18 protein-coding genes are annotated in these 22925 nt (G+C 54.6%); 11 read left to right on the plus strand and 7 right to left on the minus strand.

Annotated elements, in window-relative coordinates; translation table 11 throughout:
• Positions 1-189: 189 nt before the first annotated feature.
• Positions 190-375 (plus strand): hypothetical protein, encoded by a 186-nt coding sequence (locus J2T58_RS08130; RefSeq protein WP_253488675.1) that lies wholly within the window; start codon positions 190-192, stop codon positions 373-375.
• Between the two features lie 9 nt (positions 376-384).
• Here J2T58_RS08130 and J2T58_RS08135 read toward each other — a convergent pair whose 3' ends face one another.
• The 4 genes from J2T58_RS08135 to J2T58_RS08150 all read right to left on the minus strand — a co-directional run bounded on the left by J2T58_RS08135 (position 385) and on the right by J2T58_RS08150 (position 11110).
• On the minus strand, positions 385-2298 hold the full coding sequence (locus J2T58_RS08135; protein ID WP_253488676.1) for a methyl-accepting chemotaxis protein: 1914 nt from the start codon (positions 2296-2298) through the stop codon (positions 385-387).
• Between the two features lie 205 nt (positions 2299-2503).
• The gene (locus J2T58_RS08140) at positions 2504-3976 is read right to left on the minus strand and encodes a sensor histidine kinase (protein WP_253488678.1); all 1473 of its coding nucleotides are present in this window, start codon (positions 3974-3976) and stop codon (positions 2504-2506) included.
• Positions 3977-3984: 8 nt separating this feature from the next.
• Positions 3985-7824, minus strand: a complete 3840-nt coding sequence (locus J2T58_RS08145) for a PAS domain S-box protein (protein ID WP_253488680.1) — start codon at positions 7822-7824, stop codon at positions 3985-3987.
• Between the two features lie 82 nt (positions 7825-7906).
• A complete protein-coding gene (locus J2T58_RS08150; RefSeq protein ID WP_253488682.1) occupies positions 7907-11110 on the minus strand; it encodes a hybrid sensor histidine kinase/response regulator in 3204 nt (1067 codons plus the stop codon).
• A gap of 419 nt (positions 11111-11529) precedes the next feature.
• On the opposite strand from J2T58_RS08150, the gene J2T58_RS11120 reads away from it, so the two are divergent.
• Positions 11530-11661 carry a hypothetical protein gene (locus J2T58_RS11120; protein WP_301287518.1) on the plus strand — a complete coding sequence of 44 codons (132 nt, stop codon included), beginning with the start codon at positions 11530-11532 and terminating at the stop codon, positions 11659-11661.
• 169 nt (positions 11662-11830) lie between these two features.
• Here J2T58_RS11120 and J2T58_RS08155 read toward each other — a convergent pair whose 3' ends face one another.
• The 3 genes from J2T58_RS08155 to J2T58_RS08165 all read right to left on the minus strand — a co-directional run bounded on the left by J2T58_RS08155 (position 11831) and on the right by J2T58_RS08165 (position 14936).
• The gene (locus J2T58_RS08155) at positions 11831-12217 is read right to left on the minus strand and encodes a hypothetical protein (protein WP_253488684.1); all 387 of its coding nucleotides are present in this window, start codon (positions 12215-12217) and stop codon (positions 11831-11833) included.
• Positions 12218-12301: 84 nt separating this feature from the next.
• A complete protein-coding gene (thsA, locus tag J2T58_RS08160) occupies positions 12302-13960 on the minus strand; it encodes a thermosome subunit alpha (RefSeq protein ID WP_253488686.1) in 1659 nt (552 codons plus the stop codon).
• Between the two features lie 52 nt (positions 13961-14012).
• On the minus strand, positions 14013-14936 hold the full coding sequence (locus J2T58_RS08165; protein ID WP_253488688.1) for a transcriptional regulator: 924 nt from the start codon (positions 14934-14936) through the stop codon (positions 14013-14015).
• A gap of 83 nt (positions 14937-15019) precedes the next feature.
• Between J2T58_RS08165 and J2T58_RS08170 the strand changes: the two genes are divergently transcribed.
• From J2T58_RS08170 to J2T58_RS08205, 9 genes are all read left to right on the plus strand, one after another.
• On the plus strand, positions 15020-16300 hold the full coding sequence (locus tag J2T58_RS08170) for a tRNA(Ile)(2)-agmatinylcytidine synthase (protein ID WP_253488690.1): 1281 nt from the start codon (positions 15020-15022) through the stop codon (positions 16298-16300).
• Positions 16297-16977, plus strand: coding sequence for a DUF4013 domain-containing protein (locus J2T58_RS08175; protein ID WP_253488692.1), 681 nt, complete (start codon positions 16297-16299; stop codon positions 16975-16977). The genes J2T58_RS08170 and J2T58_RS08175 overlap by 4 nt, the downstream gene beginning before the upstream one ends.
• Before the next feature lie 38 nt (positions 16978-17015).
• Positions 17016-17900 carry a hypothetical protein gene (locus tag J2T58_RS08180; RefSeq protein ID WP_253488694.1) on the plus strand — a complete coding sequence of 295 codons (885 nt, stop codon included), beginning with the start codon at positions 17016-17018 and terminating at the stop codon, positions 17898-17900.
• A 49-nt stretch (positions 17901-17949) separates the two neighbouring features.
• The gene (locus J2T58_RS08185; protein ID WP_253488696.1) at positions 17950-18156 is read left to right on the plus strand and encodes a hypothetical protein; all 207 of its coding nucleotides are present in this window, start codon (positions 17950-17952) and stop codon (positions 18154-18156) included.
• Between the two features lie 32 nt (positions 18157-18188).
• On the plus strand, positions 18189-20876 hold the full coding sequence (locus J2T58_RS08190; protein ID WP_253488698.1) for a hybrid sensor histidine kinase/response regulator: 2688 nt from the start codon (positions 18189-18191) through the stop codon (positions 20874-20876).
• A gap of 79 nt (positions 20877-20955) precedes the next feature.
• A complete protein-coding gene (locus tag J2T58_RS08195; protein WP_253488700.1) occupies positions 20956-21891 on the plus strand; it encodes a deoxyhypusine synthase in 936 nt (311 codons plus the stop codon).
• Positions 21888-22523, plus strand: coding sequence for an orotidine-5'-phosphate decarboxylase (gene pyrF / locus J2T58_RS08200; protein ID WP_253488702.1), 636 nt, complete (start codon positions 21888-21890; stop codon positions 22521-22523). The genes J2T58_RS08195 and pyrF overlap by 4 nt, the downstream gene beginning before the upstream one ends.
• The gene (locus tag J2T58_RS11125; protein WP_301287519.1) at positions 22468-22602 is read left to right on the plus strand and encodes a hypothetical protein; all 135 of its coding nucleotides are present in this window, start codon (positions 22468-22470) and stop codon (positions 22600-22602) included. Before pyrF ends, J2T58_RS11125 begins: the two co-directional genes overlap by 56 nt.
• A 56-nt stretch (positions 22603-22658) precedes the next feature.
• On the plus strand, positions 22659-22901 hold the full coding sequence (locus J2T58_RS08205; RefSeq protein WP_253488704.1) for a hypothetical protein: 243 nt from the start codon (positions 22659-22661) through the stop codon (positions 22899-22901).
• Positions 22902-22925: the final 24 nt, after the last annotated feature.

Below are 22925 nucleotides of genomic sequence, written 5' to 3' on the forward strand. Positions count from 1 at the left end.
AACGGCAACAAGCGGACCCTCTGGGTGGATGTGAAGACGAACGAGAACGCACAGGTCCAGCGTGATATCGCCCTGAAGTTCAACAAGTTCTACACCGTCAACCAGAACAACTACGAGGTGGCCGCACACCACTATGTGCCAAACCCGTACGTTATTGAGATTGATGCAACGATCTGAGGTGAGTGAAAAATGGTACTAACCGGCGATGATATGACAGATGCCTGGGATATCGTCTCAAAGATGGAGATGGAAGGGAATCTCTCTCCTCCATCGATTCAGGATCGGGTCTCAGCACCCCCTGAGGGCCATACCGATCCCGTCAAAAGGATGATCTTGATGCAGGAGATCCTCGTTGAGATGGGTGTGACCGGATAAAAAAGAGTGTTATCCTGTTTTGAACTTCCGGTTCGCCTCAAGCGTCTCCTCGGCAAACCGGGAGACACGGGTGCACATCTGGTTGACCTCATCAACGCTCGCTGAGACCTCTTCGGTGGCAGCGGCGGTATCTCCCGCCTCATGTCCGGTCTTCTCCATCAGGTCGGTCATCTCATGAATGCTCGCGGTGATCTCTTCTACCGTCGCCGCCTGCTCCTCTGCGGCACTGGCGACCTCCTCGATGTTTCGTGAGATGCTCTCGACTGAGCTGACGATATCATTGAAGGCGGCAATCGTCTGCTGCATCTGATCAGATCCGTCTTTGACGACGAGTGTGGCGTTCTTCATCGCCGATGTTGCCCGTTCTGCACCGGTTCTGAGGTTTCCGATCATCTCGTTGATATCCTCTGCGGAGTTCCGTGACTCCTGGGCAAGCGCCTTGACCTCGGAGGCAACGACGGCAAAGCCCCGCCCCGCATCTCCGGCACGTGCCGCCTCGATTGCGGCGTTTAGGGCGAGAAGGTTTGTCTGATGGGCAAGGTCCGAGATGACCCCGACGATCTTTCCGATCTGGGTCATCTGGGTATTGATGTCTTTTATGATCAGATCGATCTCGGCGGTGGCGGTATTGATCTCACTCATGCCCGCCTCGGCACGGGCGGCAATTTTTGCTCCGTCCTTGGATTTCTCATCGGCGTTTCGGGAGATGGAGGCAACCGACTCGGCACTTGAGGTCACCTCCTCGACGGCAGCAGAGAGATCCTCCATCGCCCGGAGGACCTGCTGTGCAGAATGGGTGGCTTTTTCGATGTTCCCGCTGACCCGCCCGGTGCTGGCTGCGATTTGCTGGGTTCCGTTTGCCACCTCATCGAGGCTTGCATCTGCCTCATTTGCCGCGCCGGCAAGCTCTTCCATCAGCCGTATTGACTGCTGAACCAGGGTGGAGACGTTTGCCGAGACTCTGTTTAACGACTCCTTGATGGCGACAAAGTCTCCCCTGACATTCAACTGCGGGTTCACGGTCACCGAGAAGTCGCCGTCCGCAAATGCACCGGTGACCCGTGTCACCTCCTTCACCAGACCGTTGAAGGCACGTCCCATCCGGTCGAGTGAGGCCTTGAAGTCTGCCCAGTCTCCTTCTGCCCGGATAGATGTATCGAAGGTTGCGCTGAAGTCTGCTACCGCATATGACCCGCAGATCCGCATCGCCTCATTGACCCGGATGGTGACGGCATCAAGGATATCGTTCATCCCCTCGATGATCTCCCTGAACTCCCCAGTATGTCCGGATGGATCTGCCCGGGTGGAGAGCTTCCCCCCGATGACCGCATCGATGATCATATCGGTATCTGTTTTGAGATATTTCAGTGATCTCTGAATTTCGATGAGGCCCCTGTCGATCTGGGAGAAGACCTCTGCTGCCTTATCTGAATCCTGGTCACCCTTTGTCGGGGTAAGGTTGAAGTCTGTCCTTCCTTCGGCGATCTTTTTGAGATTCTCTGCGGTTCTGGTGAACTCAGCTCCAAGAAATGCTCCCTGCTTCTTCTCACGGCTGATATCGTCGGTGATATCACGGCTGCTCCCTCGTACACCCTGTGAGTGGCCGTGCTGATCTTTTACAATTGTACAAAAGAGCCCGATCCATCGTTCAGTCCCCTTTTTATGCCTGATACGGAAGGTGACATATTTTGCATCCCGGTCACGGACTGCAAGGGCCTTCTGCACCTTCTCAAGATCCTTTGGGTGGATGATCCGTCTGAAGAGGCCGGCATCCCTCTGGAAGTCGGCAGGGGGATAGCCGGAAATTCGTTCAGAAGAGGGAGAGACATAGGTAAATGTCCCATCTGATCCAAGTAGAAACTCCCAGTCCTGGGTGGCATCGAGGATCAGTTTATAGAGTGTCGTATCATCAGGTGGTGTCATGAAGTCTTCTCCGGTGGTGCCTCTCTTCCGGAGGTCCCATCGGTTATCAATAGATGAGAATTTCATCTCCAGTAAGATAAAACATCCGATCAGGGGGGGTCTGATTTAAGGAGATATTCATTATTTTATCCCGTTTATGAGATTGTATGGTATAAAATGTATAAAAAAGGTTTCCATCCACTATTGGAGGACAGAGATGGAGATACTATGTATCCCCTCTCCACGCCTCTTTCGGTACCTGCATCTCAAACCGTGCCCCTTGCCCCTGGATTCCGGTCTCTTTGATGGTGATCCCGGTGATGGCAAGGATCTCCCGTGTGAGGAAGAGGCCAAATCCGGTGTTCTTCCCGACACCACGGCTGAATATCCGCTCCTTCTGATCATCAGGGATGCCGGGTCCGTCATCCTCCCAGATGATGATGAGATTGCCCTCGCGGATCTCACAATGGATCGTAACACCGGTTGCCCCCTCCGCATGGCGGCTGGTGTTATCCATCAGATTTGTAAAGACCTTCTCGATCATCGGGTCGGCGAGGATCTGGTATTCTCCACACCCACTCTGGATCGGGAGGTTTGTTGTCCCAATCTCCCTGATGAGATCGCTGATCTGAAGCCATTCCGGTCTCTTTACACCGAGCTCCTCATAGGTCCGGGTAAACTCAATCTGCCGATGGATGGCATCTGCCGATCTCTTCAGCCTCTCGAGGTAGCCTGCCTGAACCGGATCGACACTCATCTCGGAGGCAAATGACAGGAACCCCTGAAAGACCATGATCTCGTTAAGAATATCATGGCGGGTGATGGATGAGAGTGTCTGGAGTTTCATATTTGCGGTCCGGAGGGCTTCTTCTGCCTGCTTCCGCTCGGTGATATCCTGGCCCTGTGCGATCGTCGCAATGACGGTCCTGCCATCATTACCGGTGATATTTGCCGAGTTCCAGAGGACAGCCCTGACATCGCTGTTCCGGGTCTGGATCGGGATCTCGATCACCTCCCATGTTCGTCCTGATGTTGCCTCATGGATCAGCTCCATCGCCCGGTCCCGTTCTTCCGGCGGGAAGAGGATGCTGAGATCTGCGGTGAGTGCCTCACTCATCGGGATCCCGGAGAGGCGTTCAAATGCCCTGTTGAACCGTGTTATCGTATAGCCGGGATCCCAGACGACGATCGGGGCATTGGCATAGGAGATGAGTTTATCGAGGTAGTCGTTCTTCTCGATGATCTCCCCCTGCATCCGGTATATCTCCTCAAACTGTGCCCTCATCTCCGCTTCTGCCGCTTCCAGCTCATCATTGCGCTCGTTGAGGATACGGTTTGCGGCATCCAGTTCACGGTTCTTTGCCGCCAGCATCTCTTCAGAGCCCTTCCACTGTTCGGTGAGGAAGGTGATGACAAGGGCGAAGAAGACGAAGATGAGGACCCTGATCATCCCATGGCCGATCTCCCCGATGCCGGCATAGCTGATGAGAAGGATGAGATAGAGGGCTGCAAGGAGGAGAGAAAAAAGGAGTCCACGCCGGAGGTAAAAGATGCAGGCGAGGGTGATCGGGATATAATAGAGGTTCTGGAATATGATGTAGAACCCCGAGGAGAGTGAGAGTATCGTTAAGGCAAGACAGATTGCTGTTGTGCTGATCAATGCGCCAAGAGCAAGCCTCTCACTGATGGGGATATTCATCTCCTTTATTATTTGTCTCCTGTGGCTATTAATCCCCTCCATGCCCCTTCCGGCACCAAAATCTCAAACCGTGCCCCTTCTCCATACACCCCGGTCTCGGAGATGGCAATTCCGGTGATGGCGAGGATCTCGCGGGAGAGGAAGAGGCCAAACCCGGTGTTCTTCCCGAAACCCCGGCCAAATATCCGCTCCTTCTGATCATCGGGAACACCAGATCCGTCATCCTCCCAGATGATGATGAGATCCCCGTCCCGGACCTCGCACCGGATCTCCACAGCGGTCGCCCCCTCTGCATGGCGGATGGTGTTGTCCATCAGGTTTGTGAAGACCTTCTCGATCATCGGGTCGGCGAGGACCTCATACCCATTACACACATGATGTATCGGGAAGCGTGTATCGCTAATCCCCTCGATCATCGTGGAGATGGCAGACCATGCCGGCTTCTTTACCCCCAGTTCCTCATAGTTTCGGGTAAACTCGATCTGCCGCTCGATTGCTTTTGCAGCCTTCTTCACCTCGCTGAGATATCCTGCCTGCTCCGGGTCAGCACTCATCTCCTCTGCAAATACAAGGAATCCCTGAAGTGCCATGATCTGGTTGAGGATGTCATGCCGGGTGATACTTGAGAGAATCTGGAGCTTTTTATTGGCGATATGAATCGCATCTTCAGCAGTCTTGCGCCCTGTGATATCCATCCCAAACTCGATGAGTCCGGTGATCTCTCCCGTCTCGTCATAGACCGGACATCCCCGGAGGTGGAAGACCCTTCCATCCGGTATTGTGACCTCGCCCTCTTCGATCCTGTCGCTTTCCAGGGATCGGACCAGGGGGCACCCCTCACAGGGCTCTGTCTTCCCATGCCAGATCTCAAAACAGTGGCGGCCGATGAGATCGTCAGGAAGGGATTCGATGGAATCTGCTGATGCCTTGTTCGCGTACAATACCTTCATCTCCCTATCCAGATATGCAAGCATCACCGGCATTGAGTTGAGGATAGCCGTCTTTTCGGCCTCGGATTGCTTGAGAGCAGATTCTGTGGCTTTTCGATCGGTGATATCGCGTGATATTCCAAGGATCCCGACCGGCTCCCCCTTCTTATCCCGAAGAAGGCGTGCGACATTCTCAACCAGTATCGTTCTTCCGTCCCTGCAGTACTCTTCGGTCTCAAAGAATACGGTCCTCTCCGGATCCTCCGTCCCGGTGGCTTCACGTGCCATCTCCTCCTCAAATCGTTTCAGAAGCGACGCATATGATTCCGGGGTCATCATATCCTGAACCTGCTGTGCCAGCGACTCCTCTACCGTAACACCCTTCATCCTGAGGACTGAGGGGCTGATGTACCGGAGTTTAAAGTCCATACCATAGATCCAGATATTATCTGCGGTATTCTCAGCGATCAGGCGGTACTTCTCCTCACTCTCTCTGAGGGCCTGCTCAGCGGCTATTCGTTCGGTGATGTCATGAAGCCGCTCGATGATCAGCTCAACCTCTCCATCATCATTGAGGATCGGACTGCTGGTGCACTCGATGTATCTCCCCAGTTCCGGGCAGTACCTCTCTATCGTCTCACGCCGCTTTGACTGCACCGCAAGTGACGTTGCACAATCAGGGCAGGCTTCTCTTCTCCCGAGGATCTCATAGCATCTCCTGCCATCCGCATCCTCGGGCCGAAGACCGAGGATCTCATACCCTGCTTTATTGTACCTGATGATGGTATGATCAGGCCTCTGGATACCGACGATGTCGGGGATGCCGTCAAGCATCGCCTCAAGGTACTTCGTACTCTTTTCCGCCTCAAGCTCTGCTCTCATCTGTTCGGTGATGTCATTATAGACCGCGACCACTTCCCCGCTTCCGAGCCTGAAGACACGGTTCTCGTACCAGCTCTCGTACCTGTCATCGATATAGATCGCCTGGGGGAAGTATTCGGGAACGCCGGTCTTCCATACCCGCTGAAAGACCGGGATCAAACCGTACTCATCGATGGTGGGGCGGAGATCCCTGAGGCTCTTTCCAACGACATCCTCCTTTTGCTTCCCCTCGATCTCAAGTGCCATCCTGTTGAAGTCCTTAATGATGTAATCATGGCCGGATGATCCCTCATTTCCGACCTCGTAGATGGCAACCCCGCTGGCTATCGTATCAAAAAGGCCGGAGTAGAGCTCTTCACTCTTCCGAAGCGTCTCTTCAGCCCTCTTCTTTTCGGTCACATCGCGTGCGACGATGAGGATTGCAGTCGGCTTCCCTTCGGTGTCCCGAAGAAACGTAAGGGTATTATTCACCCAGATAATGGATCCATCTTTATGGTACTCCTCAAGATCAAGGGATATGCTCTCAATAGGTTTCCCCGACCGCTCCTGCCCCATCGCATCCTCAAAGGTGGAGAGGGCGAACCGGAGTGACTCAGGTGTCAGTATCTGTTCAAGGGGCTGTGCCATTGCTTCTTCGACGGTGAAGCCGCGGAGTGTCACAATTGACGGACTGACATAGGTGAATTGAAATGAGAGATCTGTGATAGTGATCGTCTCGGTCATATTTTCGGTGATAACGCGGAGCTGCGTCTCACTCTCCAAAAGTGCCTCCTCTGCCTTCTTCCGGTCGGTGATATCATAGATTGAGGCGACAGAATGCCCGCTCTCCGGAATCATCCCGACGGTGATGAGGCATGGGTGCATATTGCCATACCGATCAACAAATGTAAACTCATAACTTCGTGGAGGATCTCCGCTTCTTCCCCTCCTCTGGTGATGGTATTCCATCATCCGTTCTCGATCTGACTGGCTGACAAAAAGAGTCCAGCTCTTTCCTTTCACTGCATCTTTCGTGTGCCCCGAGACTCTTTCGAACGCATCGTTGGCAAGAGCAATCGTCGTATCAGGGTTGATAATGATGGTTGCTGCATGGGTATATTCGAAGATCGTCTGATACCGTCTCTCTGTATCTGCAAGTTCCTTCTGTATCGACGTGATCTCATCGAGCTGCTGACGAAGCTCTTCCTCAGCTGCAGCGAGCCTCTCATATGATATGTGGAGTGCCGTATTCTTCTCCTCAAGCTCCGCCTCACGATCCTTCAGCTCGGTGATATCACGGCCGACAGACTGGTATTCCTGGCACTCTCCGTTCTCATCGAAGATTGCTGTTGTACTCCATCTCTGCCAGGTGATCCTGCCGTCCGGCATGATGATCCGCTCCTCGATGATACCGGATGGATGATCCGGGGTGAGGGATGCGTACAGAGCGGCAACCTCTTTATGATCATCCGGATGTATCACAGGTTTGAACCTGCTTCCGATGAGCTCATCAACCGTCATCCCGAAGGCACGGCTATATACTTCATTGACAAAGATGACCTCTCCATCAGGACGGAATCTGCAGATGAGCTCTGTCTGAGCCAGAACAACATTGCGGTACCGGAACTCGCTCTCCACAAGAGCCCTCTCAGCCCCTCTCCGACGGAATGCATACCTGATCTTGTTGATCAGTTCTGCAAACTGTGCCCTTGGATTCCCGCCTTTCTGAAGGTAGAAGTCGGCACCATTGTTCAGCGCCTCGATCACAACGTCTTCCCGCCCTCTGCCAGTGAAGATGATAAACGGTGTCATATCGCCTGCCGTTCGGAGATGCTTCAGAAAGGCGATCCCATCCATCCTCGGCATCTGGTAATCGGAGACGATTACATCGAAATGATGATTTTTCCGGAGGTCCATCGCCTCCTCTGCACTTTCTGCGGTTATAACGGTGATATCTCCTGTCCTCTCCAGAAACAGCTTTCCTATCTCAAGGAGAGCAGGTTCGTCATCGACATACAGGAGTGAGATTGCTGATCGCTCATCACCGGGAGATATCATTACTCTATCATCTACATCAGGAGTGATAATAGCTTCTGTACTCTGGGAAATCCTGAAGGCATGATGAAAAAATGTGTTTGGGTTAACGACACTTTATCATATACCAGGGGGTACTCTCTCCCGCCATCCACGCCCCTTCGGGTACGATCATCTCAAACCGTGCACCCTGCCCATCAACCCCGGCTTCGTGGATGGTGATCCCGGTGATGGCGAGGATCTCACGGCAGAGAAAGAGCCCAAATCCTGTATTTGTTCCAAAACCGCGTTCGAATATCTGATTCTTTTGATCTGCCTGGATGCCCGCCCCGTTATCCTCCCAGATGATGGCAAGGTCCCCATTACGCTCTTCACAGGAGATTGTGACGCGGTTTGCTCCCTCTGCATGCCGGATGGTATTGTCCATCAGGTTGTAAAAGACCCTCTCAAGCATCGGGTCGCCAAGTATCAGATAATCTTTAGATTCATAATCAACGGAGATCCGGCTCTTCTCAACTCCCCTGATGATATCTTTGATTGGACGCCAGATCGGCATCTCAATGCCGAGATCCTCATATTGTCGTGTGAACCCGATATATCGCTGGATAGCGTCCGAGGCAGTATCAATCTCATGGAGATAATCTGCCTGCTTTTCTGGATTGCTCCCCTCTCTCATGAGATCGAGGTATGCCTGGAGGACCATGATCCTGTTCTGGATATCATGCCGGGTGATCCCTGAGAGGATCCGCAGCTTCCTCTGGGCGGTGAGGATCGCATCTTCTGCCCGCTTCCGGGTGGTGATATCACGTGCTGCTGCGAAGAGGCCATGAATATTGCCATCCGGCCCCCGGTAGACACTTGCATTATAGAGGACATCTATTGTCCTGCCGGAGATATGGCGTATTGTGAGGGGATAGTCCTTCACCGAGCCGGAGCGGAATGCTTTTTTGTAGCCCTCCTCCGCCTGATTTGGGTCAGTAAAATACTCTGCAAAGACGGTCCCGATCAGCTCCTTCCGGGGGATACCGGTCGCCTCCTCGGTTGCCTTATTCACATCGGTGATGAGTCCGTTCGGGCTGATGGTGACAAGCGGATCGAGGCTTGTCTCGATGAGGGTTCGTGTGTAGAGTGATGCCGCCTTGAGGGCTTGCTCCGCCCGTTTCCGTCTGGTAATGTTGATACCAAACTCGATGCACCCGATGAGATTTCCTTCCTCATCATAAATAGGCGATCCCCTGATATGATAGATTCTGCCATCAGGTACTCTCTTCTCCCCCTCCTCGACCTTCCCGGTCTTCATCGATCTGATGACGGGACACCCCTCACAGGGATCAGATCGCTCATGCCAGATCTCATAACAGTGGCGGCCGATGAGCTTCGCCGGATCCTGGCCGACCGACTCACCGGAGATGCGGTTAGCATACCGGATCCTCAGGTCGGTGTCATAGTATGCAAGCATCAGCGGCATTGAATCAAATATTGCCCGCTTCTCTGCTTCTGCCTGTTTAAGTGCCTTCTCCTGGGATTTCTGGCGGGTGATATCATAGACTGAAGCGACGGATTGTCCTGTTCCCGGGATCATTCCGATGGTTACGATAACCGGGTGGGGAATGCCGGCGCGATCGATGAGATGGAAATCGTAACTTTTCGGAGTATCCCCTCCCCGGTCCCCACTCCTCCTCTTCTGGTGATAGCCCACTATCTTTTCCAGTTCGGATTCGCAGACAAATTCTGTCCAGCTCTTCCCGATGACCTCATCCCTCTGCCACCCTGTGATATCTTCAAATGCACTGTTGGCAAGGGCTATTGTCGTATCCGGATTGATGATGATCGTCGCGGCCTGTGTACATTCAAAGATCGCCTTGTATTGCTTTCTTGATCGATCAAGTTCCTCCTGTGTGATGGTAATCTCATCGAGCTGTTGCTGAAGCTCCTCTTCTGCGGCGGCGAGCTCTTCGTTGGATGCATGGAGTTCGCTATTCCTCTCCATGAGAGCAAGCTCAAATCGTTTTCGCTCATCGATATCAACATGGACACCCAGCGCACGGGGTGCATCTTCCCCTGGCCCCTTTCTGTATATCTTTGCCCTGCCAGAGATCCATTTCCAGCTCCCGTCTTTGCACCGTAACCGGAAGTCCTCTTCGTATGGCTGCATATCGCGGATATGCCGGGTAATTCGTGGAACCACCTCTTTCTGGTCTTCCGGATGCAGATGATCGAGCCATGACTGATACCCGGCCGGAAATTCATCAGGTTCATATCCGAGCATTCTGTAATAACCGGGGCTGAAATAGACCTCGTTCGTCTCGAGATTCCAGTCCCAGAATCCATGCTCCGCGGCATCCATCGCCAGTTCAAGCCGTTCATGCAGCTCCCTGATTGCCAGTTCGCTCCGCGTGATCTCATCGAGCTGCTGCCGAAGCTCCTCATCTGCGGCGGCGAGCTGTTCGTATGAAGCCCGAAGTCTTTCATTTACTTCAATGCCTCGTATTTCTGCCTCTTTCTTCTCAGTAATGTCGATATGGGTTCCGATGGTCTTTCTTGCCAGATTTCCCCCTCCATCACGCAGTCGCCAGCCACGTGACCATATCCATATCCAGCGTCCATCGGGATGCCTCATTCTGAAATGGTTCTCATACATCCCGGGGTTTTGGCTCTCAAGGTACTCCTCAAATGCCCGTGCTGCGTGATCCCGGTCATCAGGATGGATCAGATCGATCCAGACCTCCTGAAGATTTGGATTACCGGAGAGGTCGAAGTCATCTGCATTCCGCCCGATCATGGTGAAGTACTCGGGGCTGCACCAGAGGAAGCCGGAATCGAGATCATACTCCCAGGCCCCGGTATTTGAGACGGCGATGAGGGCTTTGTACCGATCCCCGGCCTGCAGAACCTCCTGCTCGGCATGTCTTCGCCGGACTGCATACCGTATCTTATTCATCAGATCGGCAAACTGTGCCTTGGGATCTCCGCCTTTCTGAATATAGAAGTCCGCACCCTCGTTCAGTGCCTGGATGACAACCTCCTCCCGCCCTTTCCCTGTGAAGATGATGAAGGGGGTTGTATCCCCTGCTGAACGCAGATGTTTGAGGAGTCCGATCCCGGTCATTCCCGGCATCTGGTAGTCGGAGACGATCGCATCAAAATGATGGTGTTTCAGGTGCTTTATCGCCGTCTCTGCACCGGGGGCTGTGGTGACGGAGAAATCGCCGGTCCTCTCGAGGAAGAGTTTTCCTATCTCAAGGAGGGCAGGCTCGTCATCGACATACAGGAGTGCTAGAACTCCGGGCCTCCCTCCGATGCATGTCATAATGATTTGATGATCATAGCTCCTTATAAAATCTTTGGAATGATAATTCCATCATTCCAGGGGTGCTCCGGGATTATCTGTTATGAAAGCCATATGTTGATGGGAATCATCCCTCCGGGATGGGCGGTTTGTTACGTACAGGGTTTGGCGACTGCCTCCAGACCGGCAGTATAGGTATAGCCAGTCTCTGTTTGATGAATGGATACAGGCTGGAGAAGGGATTGTGTACTTTCCAGATCAATACAATGTCACATTAGTATCATAAATCACTCCCGATGTGGAGAAAATATTTATATAATAAGTAGTATAAATAGCTCTCTAACCAGAGAGAAGGAGGTGAACTCATGACTGTTCGGATAAAGCCACGAAAACCGGTGATATCTCCAGATGTAACTCCAAATCGGAGTGTTCGGAGACTCATGATGAACCAGACCGATTTTCCTGTTCAATCAGGGTATATGATGCATCTCTTCGTCCTTGGTCTCCTCTCAACGACCGTTACCCTCACCGGAATCACAGCAGGGGTGGCACTCAGAATGGTTGGACTCTGAGAGGGTCCCATCTGATCATTTCTCATTTTTTGGTATCGCAGTATAATAGCCGGATCCGTTTCCGGTTCACCCTTTCCCACGTGATCCGCCGATAGTGCTCCTGATATTCCGGATCAGCCGGATGGCAATCTGCATTTTTTATGAGAAGGGATCCATTCCATGACTCTCGTCATCGAATAACCGGATCACAGAAGTCCTCTTCGATGCTGCACTTGTCAATATATTGAAGGTTAAACTTGTAGAAGTTCGTATAACCGCAGTTTCTGCATCTGGAGGTGAAGTGGTTGCATCCGACATAGAGATCATGCACCCCCTCAACACCACAGTTCCGACAATGTGCTGTTGGTTCAAGCTGCCAGACATCATAACAGGATATCGGTGTATAGTCTCCCTTCTCACTAATTTCTGCCATCTTTGGAACGAAGATCCGGGTTGCGCCACAGCTTGAGCAGACGACCTGAGCCTGTTGTGGGACGACCCTGATCATCTGGTCGGCATCCGCACGGCAGTGATAACAGTCAATTCGGTATTTGATAGAGTAGACACCGGGCTTCATACGAGAGACTGGTGACCGGAAGATAAAAAAGTACCCCTCCCGGAGAGGGAGGGCCACTATGAGAAAAAAGTGGTGTGGAGGTTCTTACATCATGCCTGGGGGCATGCCGCCCATGCCACCCATGCCGCCCATTGCGGCCATCTCTTCCTCGCTTGGCATACCGCCGCCCTTACCGGATGATGCGATAACATCATCGATCCGGAGGATCATGACAGCAACTTCAGCGGCTGAGGAGATTGCCTGTGTCTTGACACGGAGTGGTTCAACAACGCCTGAATCCTTCATGTCAGCGGGCTTTGCATCGAAGACATTGAGACCGAAGGTCTTGTTGCCCTGCTCATGGGCTGCACGGAGGTCGACGAGCATGTCGATTGGGTCGAGACCTGCGTTCTCTGCAAGGGTCCGTGGAATGATCTCAAGAGCGCTTGCAAATGCCTCGATGGCGAGCTGTGCACGGCCACCGACGCTGGAAGCGTACTCACGGAGCCTGAGGGAGAGCTCGATCTCCGGTGCACCGCCACCGGCGACGACCTTCTTGTCCTCGACGACGACACCGACGACACGGAGTGAGTCCTCGATTGCACGCTCAAGCTCATCGACGACGTGGTCTGTGCCGCCTTTGATGATGATCGAGACCGCCTTTGGATTCTTGCACTCCTCAACGAAGATCATCTCTTCGCCTGAGACCTTCTTCTCCTCGATCTTTCCTGCGACTCCGAGCTCTTCCTCGGCGATTGCATCGATGGATGAGACGACGGATCCGCCGGTTGCACGGGCGAGCTTCTCGATGTCGGACTTTTTGACACGGCGTACTGCAAAGATACCTGCCTTTGCGAGGTAGTGCTGTGCGATGTCGTCGATACCCTTCTGACAGAAGACGACGTTTGCGCCGGATGCGATGACCTTGTTGACGATCGTCTTGATCATCTTCTCTTCTTCGTCAAGGAACATCTGGAGCTGGTCAGGGCTTGTGATGCTGATCTCGGCATCGACCTCGGTCTTCTTAAACTCGATTGCTGCGTTTAAGAGGAGGATCTTTGCATTGGTGACAACCTTGGGCATGCCTGGGTGGACACGCTCTTTGTCGATGATCATGCCTTCGATGATCTCAGAGTCGTCGATGGATCCGCCGACCTTCTTCTCGACCTTGACATTGTCGATGTCAACAGTGCCGTCTTCATCGGCAACCATTGTGATTGCTTTGACGATGAGGCCGCAGAGCTTCTCTTTTGCAGACTCTGCACCCTTTCCGGTCATTGCGGTCTCAGCGATCTTGGTGAGCATCGCGATATCGTTTGGCTTTACATCAAAGGCGAGCTCTCTTAAGATCTCCTGAGCCTTCTCAGCGGCCTGGCGATAGCCCTGTGCGATGACGGTTGGGTGGACATCCTGCTCGAGGAGGTCTTCTGCCTTCTTGAGGAGTTCGCCACCGACGACGACGGCGGTCGTGGTTCCGTCGCCGACCTCATCGTCCTGGGTCTTTGCGATCTCGACCATCATCTTTGCGGCCGGGTGCTCGATATCCATCTCTTTGAGGATGGTTACGCCATCGTTTGTGATGACGACATCACCGATGGTGTCAACGAGCATCTTGTCCATACCTTTTGGTCCAAGGGTTGTTCTGACTGCTGCTGCAACTGCCTTAGCTGCTGCGATGTTCATACTCTGGGCGTCGCGTCCACGTGTTCGGGAGCTGCCTTCCTTCAGAATAAGAATTTGTTGTCCTCCAAGTTGTGCTGACATAATGTATCACCAGTGTTTGAAGATAAAGTTGCTTTGTGGTTCTATATAAACATTATTCAGGCATCAGATCGAGGAGATCTGATCCCTCTTCAAGAGAATAGAGCCGCTCCTCACCGATAATGAGGGTCTTTCCTATCTTCTTCTCCTTATTATAGTCAGATAGGATGCAGAGGGAGCGGGCACGGGCAATCTGGGAGAGGTTTCCGACGAGAGCCGCGCGCTTGACCGTCTTCTGGGCAGGGCCAAAGCAGGCGAGGATCATCGTCTCATCATAGTGGGCGACCGCCTGGAAGGGGGCACGCCGGAATGAATGGAGCTCAAGCCCGATGGACTGGAGGTACCCGGCAGGGGTACCCGCCCCGCTCTCTTCGATGGCAGTGACGGAGGGGAGATCATGGGGCCGGTCCATGAAGAGATCAATCGGCTGGACGATCGGCTCATCGAAGAGCTCCTCGAGCTTCAGGGCCATCTCAAGCGTCGTCCCCATGCCGCTCTCGTACTTGCTGATCGTCCTTCTGGAGACGCCAAGAAGATGGGCGAGATCACCGAGTGAGAGGGTATGTGCCTCTCTCATCTGGTGGAGGCGGTGACCGTCGATATTGACATAGAGCCCTCCTGGCGAGGCATAGACGAGCGGGGGGATATCTTCAGCCAGATAATCATACAGTGTTGATGGTGAGACGGCGAAGAGGCCGTATCTGAGATATACTGCACTCCGCTCAAGCGGAACATCCCGTGCCCGCTCCCCGATGATGATCGGGACTGCCTTGAGATGGTGTGCCATCGCATCGAGATCGGTTGCAACCTCCTCGGATACAGAGTCGATCTGGGAGACGACCTTGATGATGACAAGTCGCCCTCGATCTGCTGCCAGGAGATCAAAGCTTCGCGGTCTCTGGGTGCATCGTTCGGAGACGTCAAACCCTGCGGTAATGAGGATGGCCACCACCGTCTGGATAAGTCGTTCCTGTACCATCGTCTCTCTATCCTACAAGGATAAGCGAGATGATAAATGATCTGACACTCCCCCTTATGGGTGGGGAGAGCAGATCTGTAGCTATGTGGATTGGAATCGATGATACCGACTCCCCGGAAGGTATGTGCACCACCTATCTCGGAGCGGTCCTTGTCAGGAGGCTTGAGGCATCAGGAATCCCGGTCCACTCACTCCGGCTCATCAGGCTCAATCCGACGATCATCTGGAAGACCAGGGGGAATGCAGCCATTGCCATCGGGGCTGAGGGGGACCCGGATACCGCCTTCTCCATTGCAGGGTCGCTCATCGAAGAGCTTGCCGATCTTGCATGTGAGAGGACAAATCCAGGGCTTGTCGTCTGTGGGGATCGCCGTCCTCCTGCCGCCTTTGCAGAGGAGGCGATCACCGGATTCTGTACAATCGAGGGTGCCATCGATGCCTGTATCAAAGCAGGAGCGCGATATCGTGGCTGGAAGAATGGCCGGGGTCTCATCGGTGCCGTTGCTGCCGTTGCAGCAGACCTGACGGAGAGCACCTCGGAGTATCTCGTCTACCGGGATGTCAGCCGAAGGGAGAGGGAACGGATCGTCGATGCAGAGACGCTGGCGAGAGCAGAGGAGATGACCTTCCCCCATACCTGGGATACGGTCGATGCCGCCAATAATGTCGTTGTCTGCGTTCCACACACCCCGGATCCGGTCCTCTTCGGCATCCGGGGGGAGAGCCCTGTCTGGGTCTCCCTCGCCCGACACCTGATCGAGTCTGAAGAGCCCGCCATTGAGGCTCTCTTTGAGACGAACCAGGGGACGGATGCCCATCTGATCCGGGGATCGACAGGACGTCTTGAAGACGGACGATCGTATATCATTGCGGGAACCGTCACCACCTCTCCGAAGACCGGGATCGGGGGGCATGTCTCAGTCCGGATCAGCGATGGAGAGAACCACCTCACCTGTATGGCCTATGAGCCGGTGAAGGGCTTTCGGGAGATCATCCGGGCCCTTGCACCAGGTGACAGGATCGTTGCCTGCGGGAGCTACCGGAATACGACACTGAATCTTGAGAAGGTCTGTATTCTCGATGCCCCTCCTCTCCGGATTGCCGGGGCTCCCCTCTGTCCGTCATGTGCGAAGAGGATGACCTCGGCCGGGGCGAAGAAGGGGTACAAATGCCGCCGGTGCGGAGAGAGGCTCCCGGATCCGGTTATTCGGTTCGAGGAGCGGCATCTGCTGCCCGGCTGGTACGAAGTTCCGCCCTCGGCCCGGAGACACCTTGCCCGCCCTCTCTGCCGGGGTTCTCTGGCTCTTCCCGATGATGTGGTGAATGTTATATCTGATCCCGTCGACTGGATATATTCAAAATGATAGATATCTGGGAGTCAGCAGAGGAGTCGGCGGGGTATGCAGTGGCTGCGATCCGCGATCATCCAAAACGTATCCCTCTCCTGATGGGAATGATGGCACTCTTCCCCCTGATGATGGGCTATACCGCACGGATTTATCGTGGCGATCCGGCAATCCCTGATCTCTCCTCCCCGCGTGAGATCCTCTTTGACGGAATCAGGCTGACTCTTGTCCAGCTTATCTATTCAGCCCCCATCATCGGAGCGATCCTCTTCATTACATCCAGGCAGAGCCGGCTTTTGGATCTCATCACCCATGCGGACCGCGGTCTTCTCTTCTCTCCTGTCGGTGCGGTCTTCTTCCTCCTCCTTGGCGTGGTGCTCCTGTATGGACTGGTCATCCTCATCTCGATGATTGGTATTATCAGAACCGCCCGCTCAGGCCGTATCCGGGACGGGTTTGCACTGAGTGCGATCACTGGACATATCCGGGCAATTGGTCCTGCCACATATGTCTCCGCGGTCATCTTCTATACTGTTATCTCCCTCCTTCTGTCGCTCCCCGCCGGGTATCTGATCGAGCTTTCTCCCATCGGCCATATCCCTGCATTCTTCATCTATGTCGTCCTCACCATATTCGCCGCCCGGTACTTTACGCTCATCTACGAGTCCGGACTTCCCGGCAGATCTACATCCTGACACAAGGTTTCATCATCAGGCAAAGAGCATTCTTCTGCATGGTACAGGGTCTTACAATACTCTTTGATGATCGCGACAACGCCCAGCGAATCATGCGTCTTCTGAAGAAATCAGGTGTTTCTGCAAAACTCTCCTCTGATCCGGTCCTCACCTCGGAAGAGGTTGTGGTAGGCACAATTGGTGCATTGAAGGGATATCTCCGCTCTCTTGCACCGGATGACCCGGTTGATCTTGAGGCTCTTTCACTTGCCCAGGGGCTCATCACATCCGATGAGGAGGCGTTTACGAGGATCATGGGAGCGATTGATGAGGATGGTGGCAGAACCCTCCTCGGGGAGAGCAGTGAAGAGCCGATGGCTGAAGAGGAGATCCGGTCCCGGCTCCACGATGCCTTACGCCTCGTCCTCTATGAGAAGCAGGGGCTCATCACCGCAGAGGATGATGCCATCATCGTTACAAAACGGATTGAGCCGGACCTCCTTGAGATATCAATGCCTGCTGATCTCATCCTGTATCCCGAAATTGAGGAGCTTGAGAAGGCCGGCCTGACCGCTGAGCGGATGGTCTCCTCTGAGATGCATTATTCGGTCCAGACCGGGACGGATATCATCTTCTGTGATGATCCCGAGGAGCTGATCTCCCTTCTGGAGGAGTCTGATCCCGAGGAGGAGAGCCTTGTTGCATTCCTTGAGCAGTTCTTCCTCCTTCTGATGCTCGCAGATGAGACGGTGCGGCTCATCGGAGATGGAGCGGCCACCATCGGGGAGATCCACCGGCGGCTCCCGGATACCGCAATCACCGCAGATCAGGAGTCCTACCCGATCCGGTTTTCCATCGATGAGGAGATGGTTACCCATATCGTTGATACACTCCGATCCAAGGGCAGGATCAGCGGCAAGGATGGAAGGCTCAAAGTCCGATAGATGGTTTTATATAATTTCCATCCAATCTACCTTCTGGTGAACTGAGATTATGGCATATAAGTGGAAGAGCAGGACCGAGGTTGACGAGGCGGTCGTTGTTGTGATGAACTCGATGGATAAGGGTCCGGATCTCTCACCCTGGCTCTTCAGGACGATCCAGGCGGCGATTGATGATTCAGATCCAGAGTTTGGGACCTATTTCCTTCAGGAGATCAAGACGCACGCACCCGAAGCGATGCGGTGGTTCCTCGAGTAGGGTAAATCCCCTCTCCAGATCCCCCCTTTTCAATGACATCCGTTCTCCTCGTCGATGATGAACCCGCTCTTCTTGAGGTGACACGGCTCTTCCTTGAACGTGATGGATTTTCTGTAACAACAGCAGGCTCCGGGAGCGAAGCCTTGGGAAAACTGGCTCATGGCCCTTTTGATGCAATCGTCTCCGACTACGAGATGCCCCTCATGGATGGCCTTGCCCTCCTCTCACAGGTTCGATCGTTTGGGATGACGATCCCGTTTGTCATCTTCACCGGAAGGGGACGGGAGGAGGTGGCGATCCGGGCACTGAACGAAGGGGCAGATTTCTACATCCGGAAGGGCGGGGATCCGAAGTCCCAGTTTGCGGAACTTGGCAATGCCATCCGCCGTTCTGTTGCGTTCCGCCAGGCTGAACGGCGGTTTGAGACGCTCATCTCGTCATTGCCTGATCCCACCTTCTCAATCGATGACCAGGGATATGTGACAACCTGGAACCGGGCGATGGAGGAGATGACCGGAGTTCTGGCTGATGAGATGATCGGACGGGGAGACTTTGCGTATGCCGTTCCCATCTATGGGACTGTCCGGCCGATGCTGATCGATATCGCCGCAGGCCTGATTTTGGATACGGATGAGCGGCTCGGGTATAGTATTTTCCGGCGTGAGGGGCATGCCGTCTATGCCGAGTCCTCCCAGGCGAAGCCCAGAGGCAATCCGGTCTTCCTCTGGGGAAAGGCGACGCCGCTCTTTGATGATGCCGGAAGGCTGTCAGGCGCCATCGAGACGATCCGGGATATCAGCTACCGGGTCGCCCTGGAACAGGATCTCCAGAACCAGTACGAATCCCTCTCCGTCGTTGATGAAGAACTCAAAGCGCAGATGGAGGAGGTCATCGCACGGGATCATGAACGCGAGATCCTCCTTGCCGAGATCAAGGATCAGCAGATCCTCCTTGATACCATCTTTGATATCACTCCGGTGAACTTCTATGTCTATGACCGGGAGTGCCGGTTCCGGTACGTCTGTAGAAAAGGAGCGTCCCAGATCGGGATGACTCCGGAGGAGATGGTTGGCCACCACTGGCGTGAGCTTGGAATGCCCGTCGATCTCATGGAACCCCTTGAGGCGAGCCTCCGGGAGGTCTTTGCGACCGGGGAGGAGATGGAGGTTTACTCACCGTATCCGACACTCGCCGGGGAACGGTACTATCGGTGTATCATCACCCCGATGGGGGATGTCGGCCGTCCTGATCTCGTCCTTGTGACCATTCTTGATGTCACGGAGGCACGGATGGCAGAAGCATCACTCCAGGAGAAGGGGGATTACTGCCACCTTCTCTTTGAGTCGGCGGGTGATGCACTTCTCCTCTTCGATGGCCTGACCGTCCGGGACTGCAATCTCCGGGCGATGGAGTTCTTCGGATTCTCACGTGACGAGATGATCGGGCGGAAGGCTGGAACCCTCTCCCCCGAATTTCAGCCTTCCGGAGGGAGATCCCGCGATATCCTTCTCGATCTCCTTGGACGTGCAGAAGAAGGTGAACTTCAGTTCTTTGAATGGAAGGGGCTCAGATCCGACGGCACCCTCCTCGATCTCGAGGCGACGGTGAGTCCCCTGATGATGGAGGGGCGTCAGCATCTCCTCGGGGTGATTCGCGACATCTCAGAGCGAAAACGGCATGAGGATGAGATCAACCATCTCCTCTCTCATATTCCCGGTATGGTGTACCGCTGTGATATCGACCGCGACTGGACGATGCGGTTCATCTCAGAAGGATGCCGGTCTCTCACCGGGTATGCGCCTGATGAGTTCATCGGCAACCGGGTGCTCTCATGGAATGATATCATCCTCCCGGATCATCGGGAACGGCTCTGGAATGCGTGGATGGAGATGATACGGACGAAGGGGATCTTTGAGGGAGAGTATCCGATCCGGCGCTCTGACGGCGATATCCGATGGGTCTGGGAACGGGGGACGGTTGTGTACGAAGAGGATGGCTCTCCCGGGTACAGCGAGGGGTTCATCACCGATATCACCGATCGACGGAAGATGGAGGACTCAATCCGCCATCTTAACACCAAACTGGCACTTCTCTCGTCGATGACCCGGCATGACCTGAGGAACCGTCTTGGCACGATCCTTGGATACCTCGACCTGATGGAGGGCCCCGATCCTATTCTCCCGCAAAATGATGGTTTTTCAAAGATTAAAGATACAATTGGGCGAATCCTCGAGATGGTTGAATTTTCCCATGATTACCAGGAGATAGGATCCCATGGCTTCTCCTGGCAGGACCTGCCGATGACGGTGGTCCGGGCAGTCGACTCTGTGGATAACGGCGGTGTTCTGATGGCGACTGATCTCCCCGGGGTTGAGATCCTGGCTGATCCGCTTTTTGAGAAGGTGATCGCCACCTGTATCGACAACGCCATCCGCCATGGGGAGAAGGTTACCCGTATCCGTGTTTCCGCCGAAATCACAGGTGGCGGGCTCTCCATCCTTTGTGAGGATGACGGTATCGGGATACCCCCGGAGGAGAAGAGCCGGATATTTGATCGGGGTGTTGGAAAGAATACCGGGCTTGGTCTCTTCCTTGCCTGTGAGATCCTTGCGATCAGCGGGATGAGCATCTCGGAGGAGGGTGTCTATGGTGAGGGTGCGAGGTTTGTGATCCAGGTGCCATCTCATCTCTACCGCTACTCCGGCGACAAACTTTCCTGATAGCCCCCTTCGTCTCACTCTCTTCTGAGGTGTGGTACTTATGGTCTGCGAGTACCAACGGTACCAGGGTTGAGTACTGATGTCACAGAAGTGTTCTGACGCGGTCACACAGATCCACCTCCGGCCCGGGATGACGGTCGGGGAGCTTGTGGATGCGATGGGGGGGGCGGGCGCCTATAACGGGGGATCGCTTGCAGAGGCGGTCTCGATCACCGAGAGGATGTTTACCGATCCGGCAACGACCCGGTTCTTCGGCCTTGCAGGGGCGATGGTTCCAGCGGGTATGGGCGGTATCGTCTCAGATCTCCTGGATGCCGGGTATATTGATATCCTCGTCTCAACGGGTGCGAACCTGACACATGACGTCATCGAGGCGATCGGCTGCCATCACTACCATGGGACCGAGATCTGTGATGATGTTGATCTCCGGCATGATGAGATCAACCGTATCTATGATGTCTATCTCCCGACCGAGGCGTTTGAGGAGTTTGAGGAGTATATGCAGGGGGTGTACAGCGATCTTCCTGATGGTTCCGTCCTCTCGATCAGTGATCTCCTCCGGAGGATCGGGGGCTCCCTCGACTCCGGCATCCTCGCTACCGCGGCGAGGAAGGAGATCCCGGTCTACTGCCCGGCAGTCCAGGACTCGATGATCGGCCTTCAGTACTGGCTCTTCTCCCAGACGAACAAGGTGACCATCGATGCCTTTGCGGATATGAAACCCCTGATGAACCGCTGTTTTGCCGCAGAGAAGGCCGGGGCATTCATCGTCGGCGGTGGTGTTCCAAAGAACTTCATCCTCCAGAGTATGCTGATGACAGAGAACGGCTTTACCTATGCGGTCCAGCTCACCGGGGATCGCCCCGATCTCGGCGGTTTGTCGGGGGCGACGCTTGACGAGGCACGGTCCTGGGGAAAGATCACCGAGGAGGCCCGTGCCGTGACGGTCTATGGCGATGCGACGATCACCCTCCCGCTCCTTATTGCGGCAACACTTGAGAGGCTGGCGGCATGAGCGCTCTTATCCTCGCCCTCGATGCCACCTCACGGGAGGAGGCCCTCCGGATCGCATCACTGACGGCAGATCATCTCGATGCCATCAAGATCGGCTACCCGCTCGTCCTTGGAGCCGGGCTATCTGTTGCCGGCGAGATCGCTGCCCTCGGAGTCCCGGTGATCGCGGACTTCAAGGTGGCGGATATCCCAAATACGAACACCCTCATCTGTGATCAGGTCTTTGCTGCCGGATGCTCTGCCGTCATCTGCCATGCCTTTCCGGGAGGCGACTCGCTTGAAGCCTGTGTCGCCTCTGCCCATGCGCATGGCGGCGAATGTTTCGTCGTCTGTGAGATGAGCCATCCGGGTGGTGCGGAATGGTTCTCGGGCGGGGTGGCCGAGCGGTTCAGTGCTATGGCGGTCGATGCGGGTGCAGACGGGATCATCGCCCCGGCGACCCGGCCTGCCCGTGTGGCGGCACTCCGTGAGATCATCGGGGGAAAGAAGATCTATTCGCCGGGTGTCGGTGCACAGGGTGCCGCACCCGAGGATGTGAAGGCGCTCGTTGATGGGGTCATCGTCGGCCGTGCCATCTATGGAGCTGCGGATCCTGCTGCTGCGGCCAGAGAGTACCGGGATCGCTGCCGGTGAACCGCCGGGTGCCGATGAAGAGAATCTCGTCCTGACACCGGCTTCTCCGGTGGGTGATGAACCCTATGAGTCACTCTGAGGCACACCTTTCCCCTCTGGGGAAGGTTGAAGCCTTCTCCCGTTCCAGTTTCGTGTATGCTCCGATGCCCCTCATGCGGAAGTGAGGATCTCTTCCGGACGATTGGCGGGTATGCAGGCTCCGAGTACCGGTGCAAGAAGTGCGGGTATCAGGGGACCTTCGTCGTCGAGAGTGACGAGCCGATGCCGGTCCCGGAGAGGCGCAATGACCAGCCAGAGACGAGGCTCGATATACCCCTCTGGATCCGGATTCTGGCGGTGATATTTCTCCTCGTGATTATCGCAATCTATCTTCTGTGATCCCCTCTTCCGGCGGGAGAGTAC

This window comes from Methanocalculus alkaliphilus (genome assembly GCF_024170505.1).
Taxonomy (GTDB): Archaea; Halobacteriota; Methanomicrobia; order Methanomicrobiales; family Methanocorpusculaceae; genus Methanocalculus; species Methanocalculus alkaliphilus.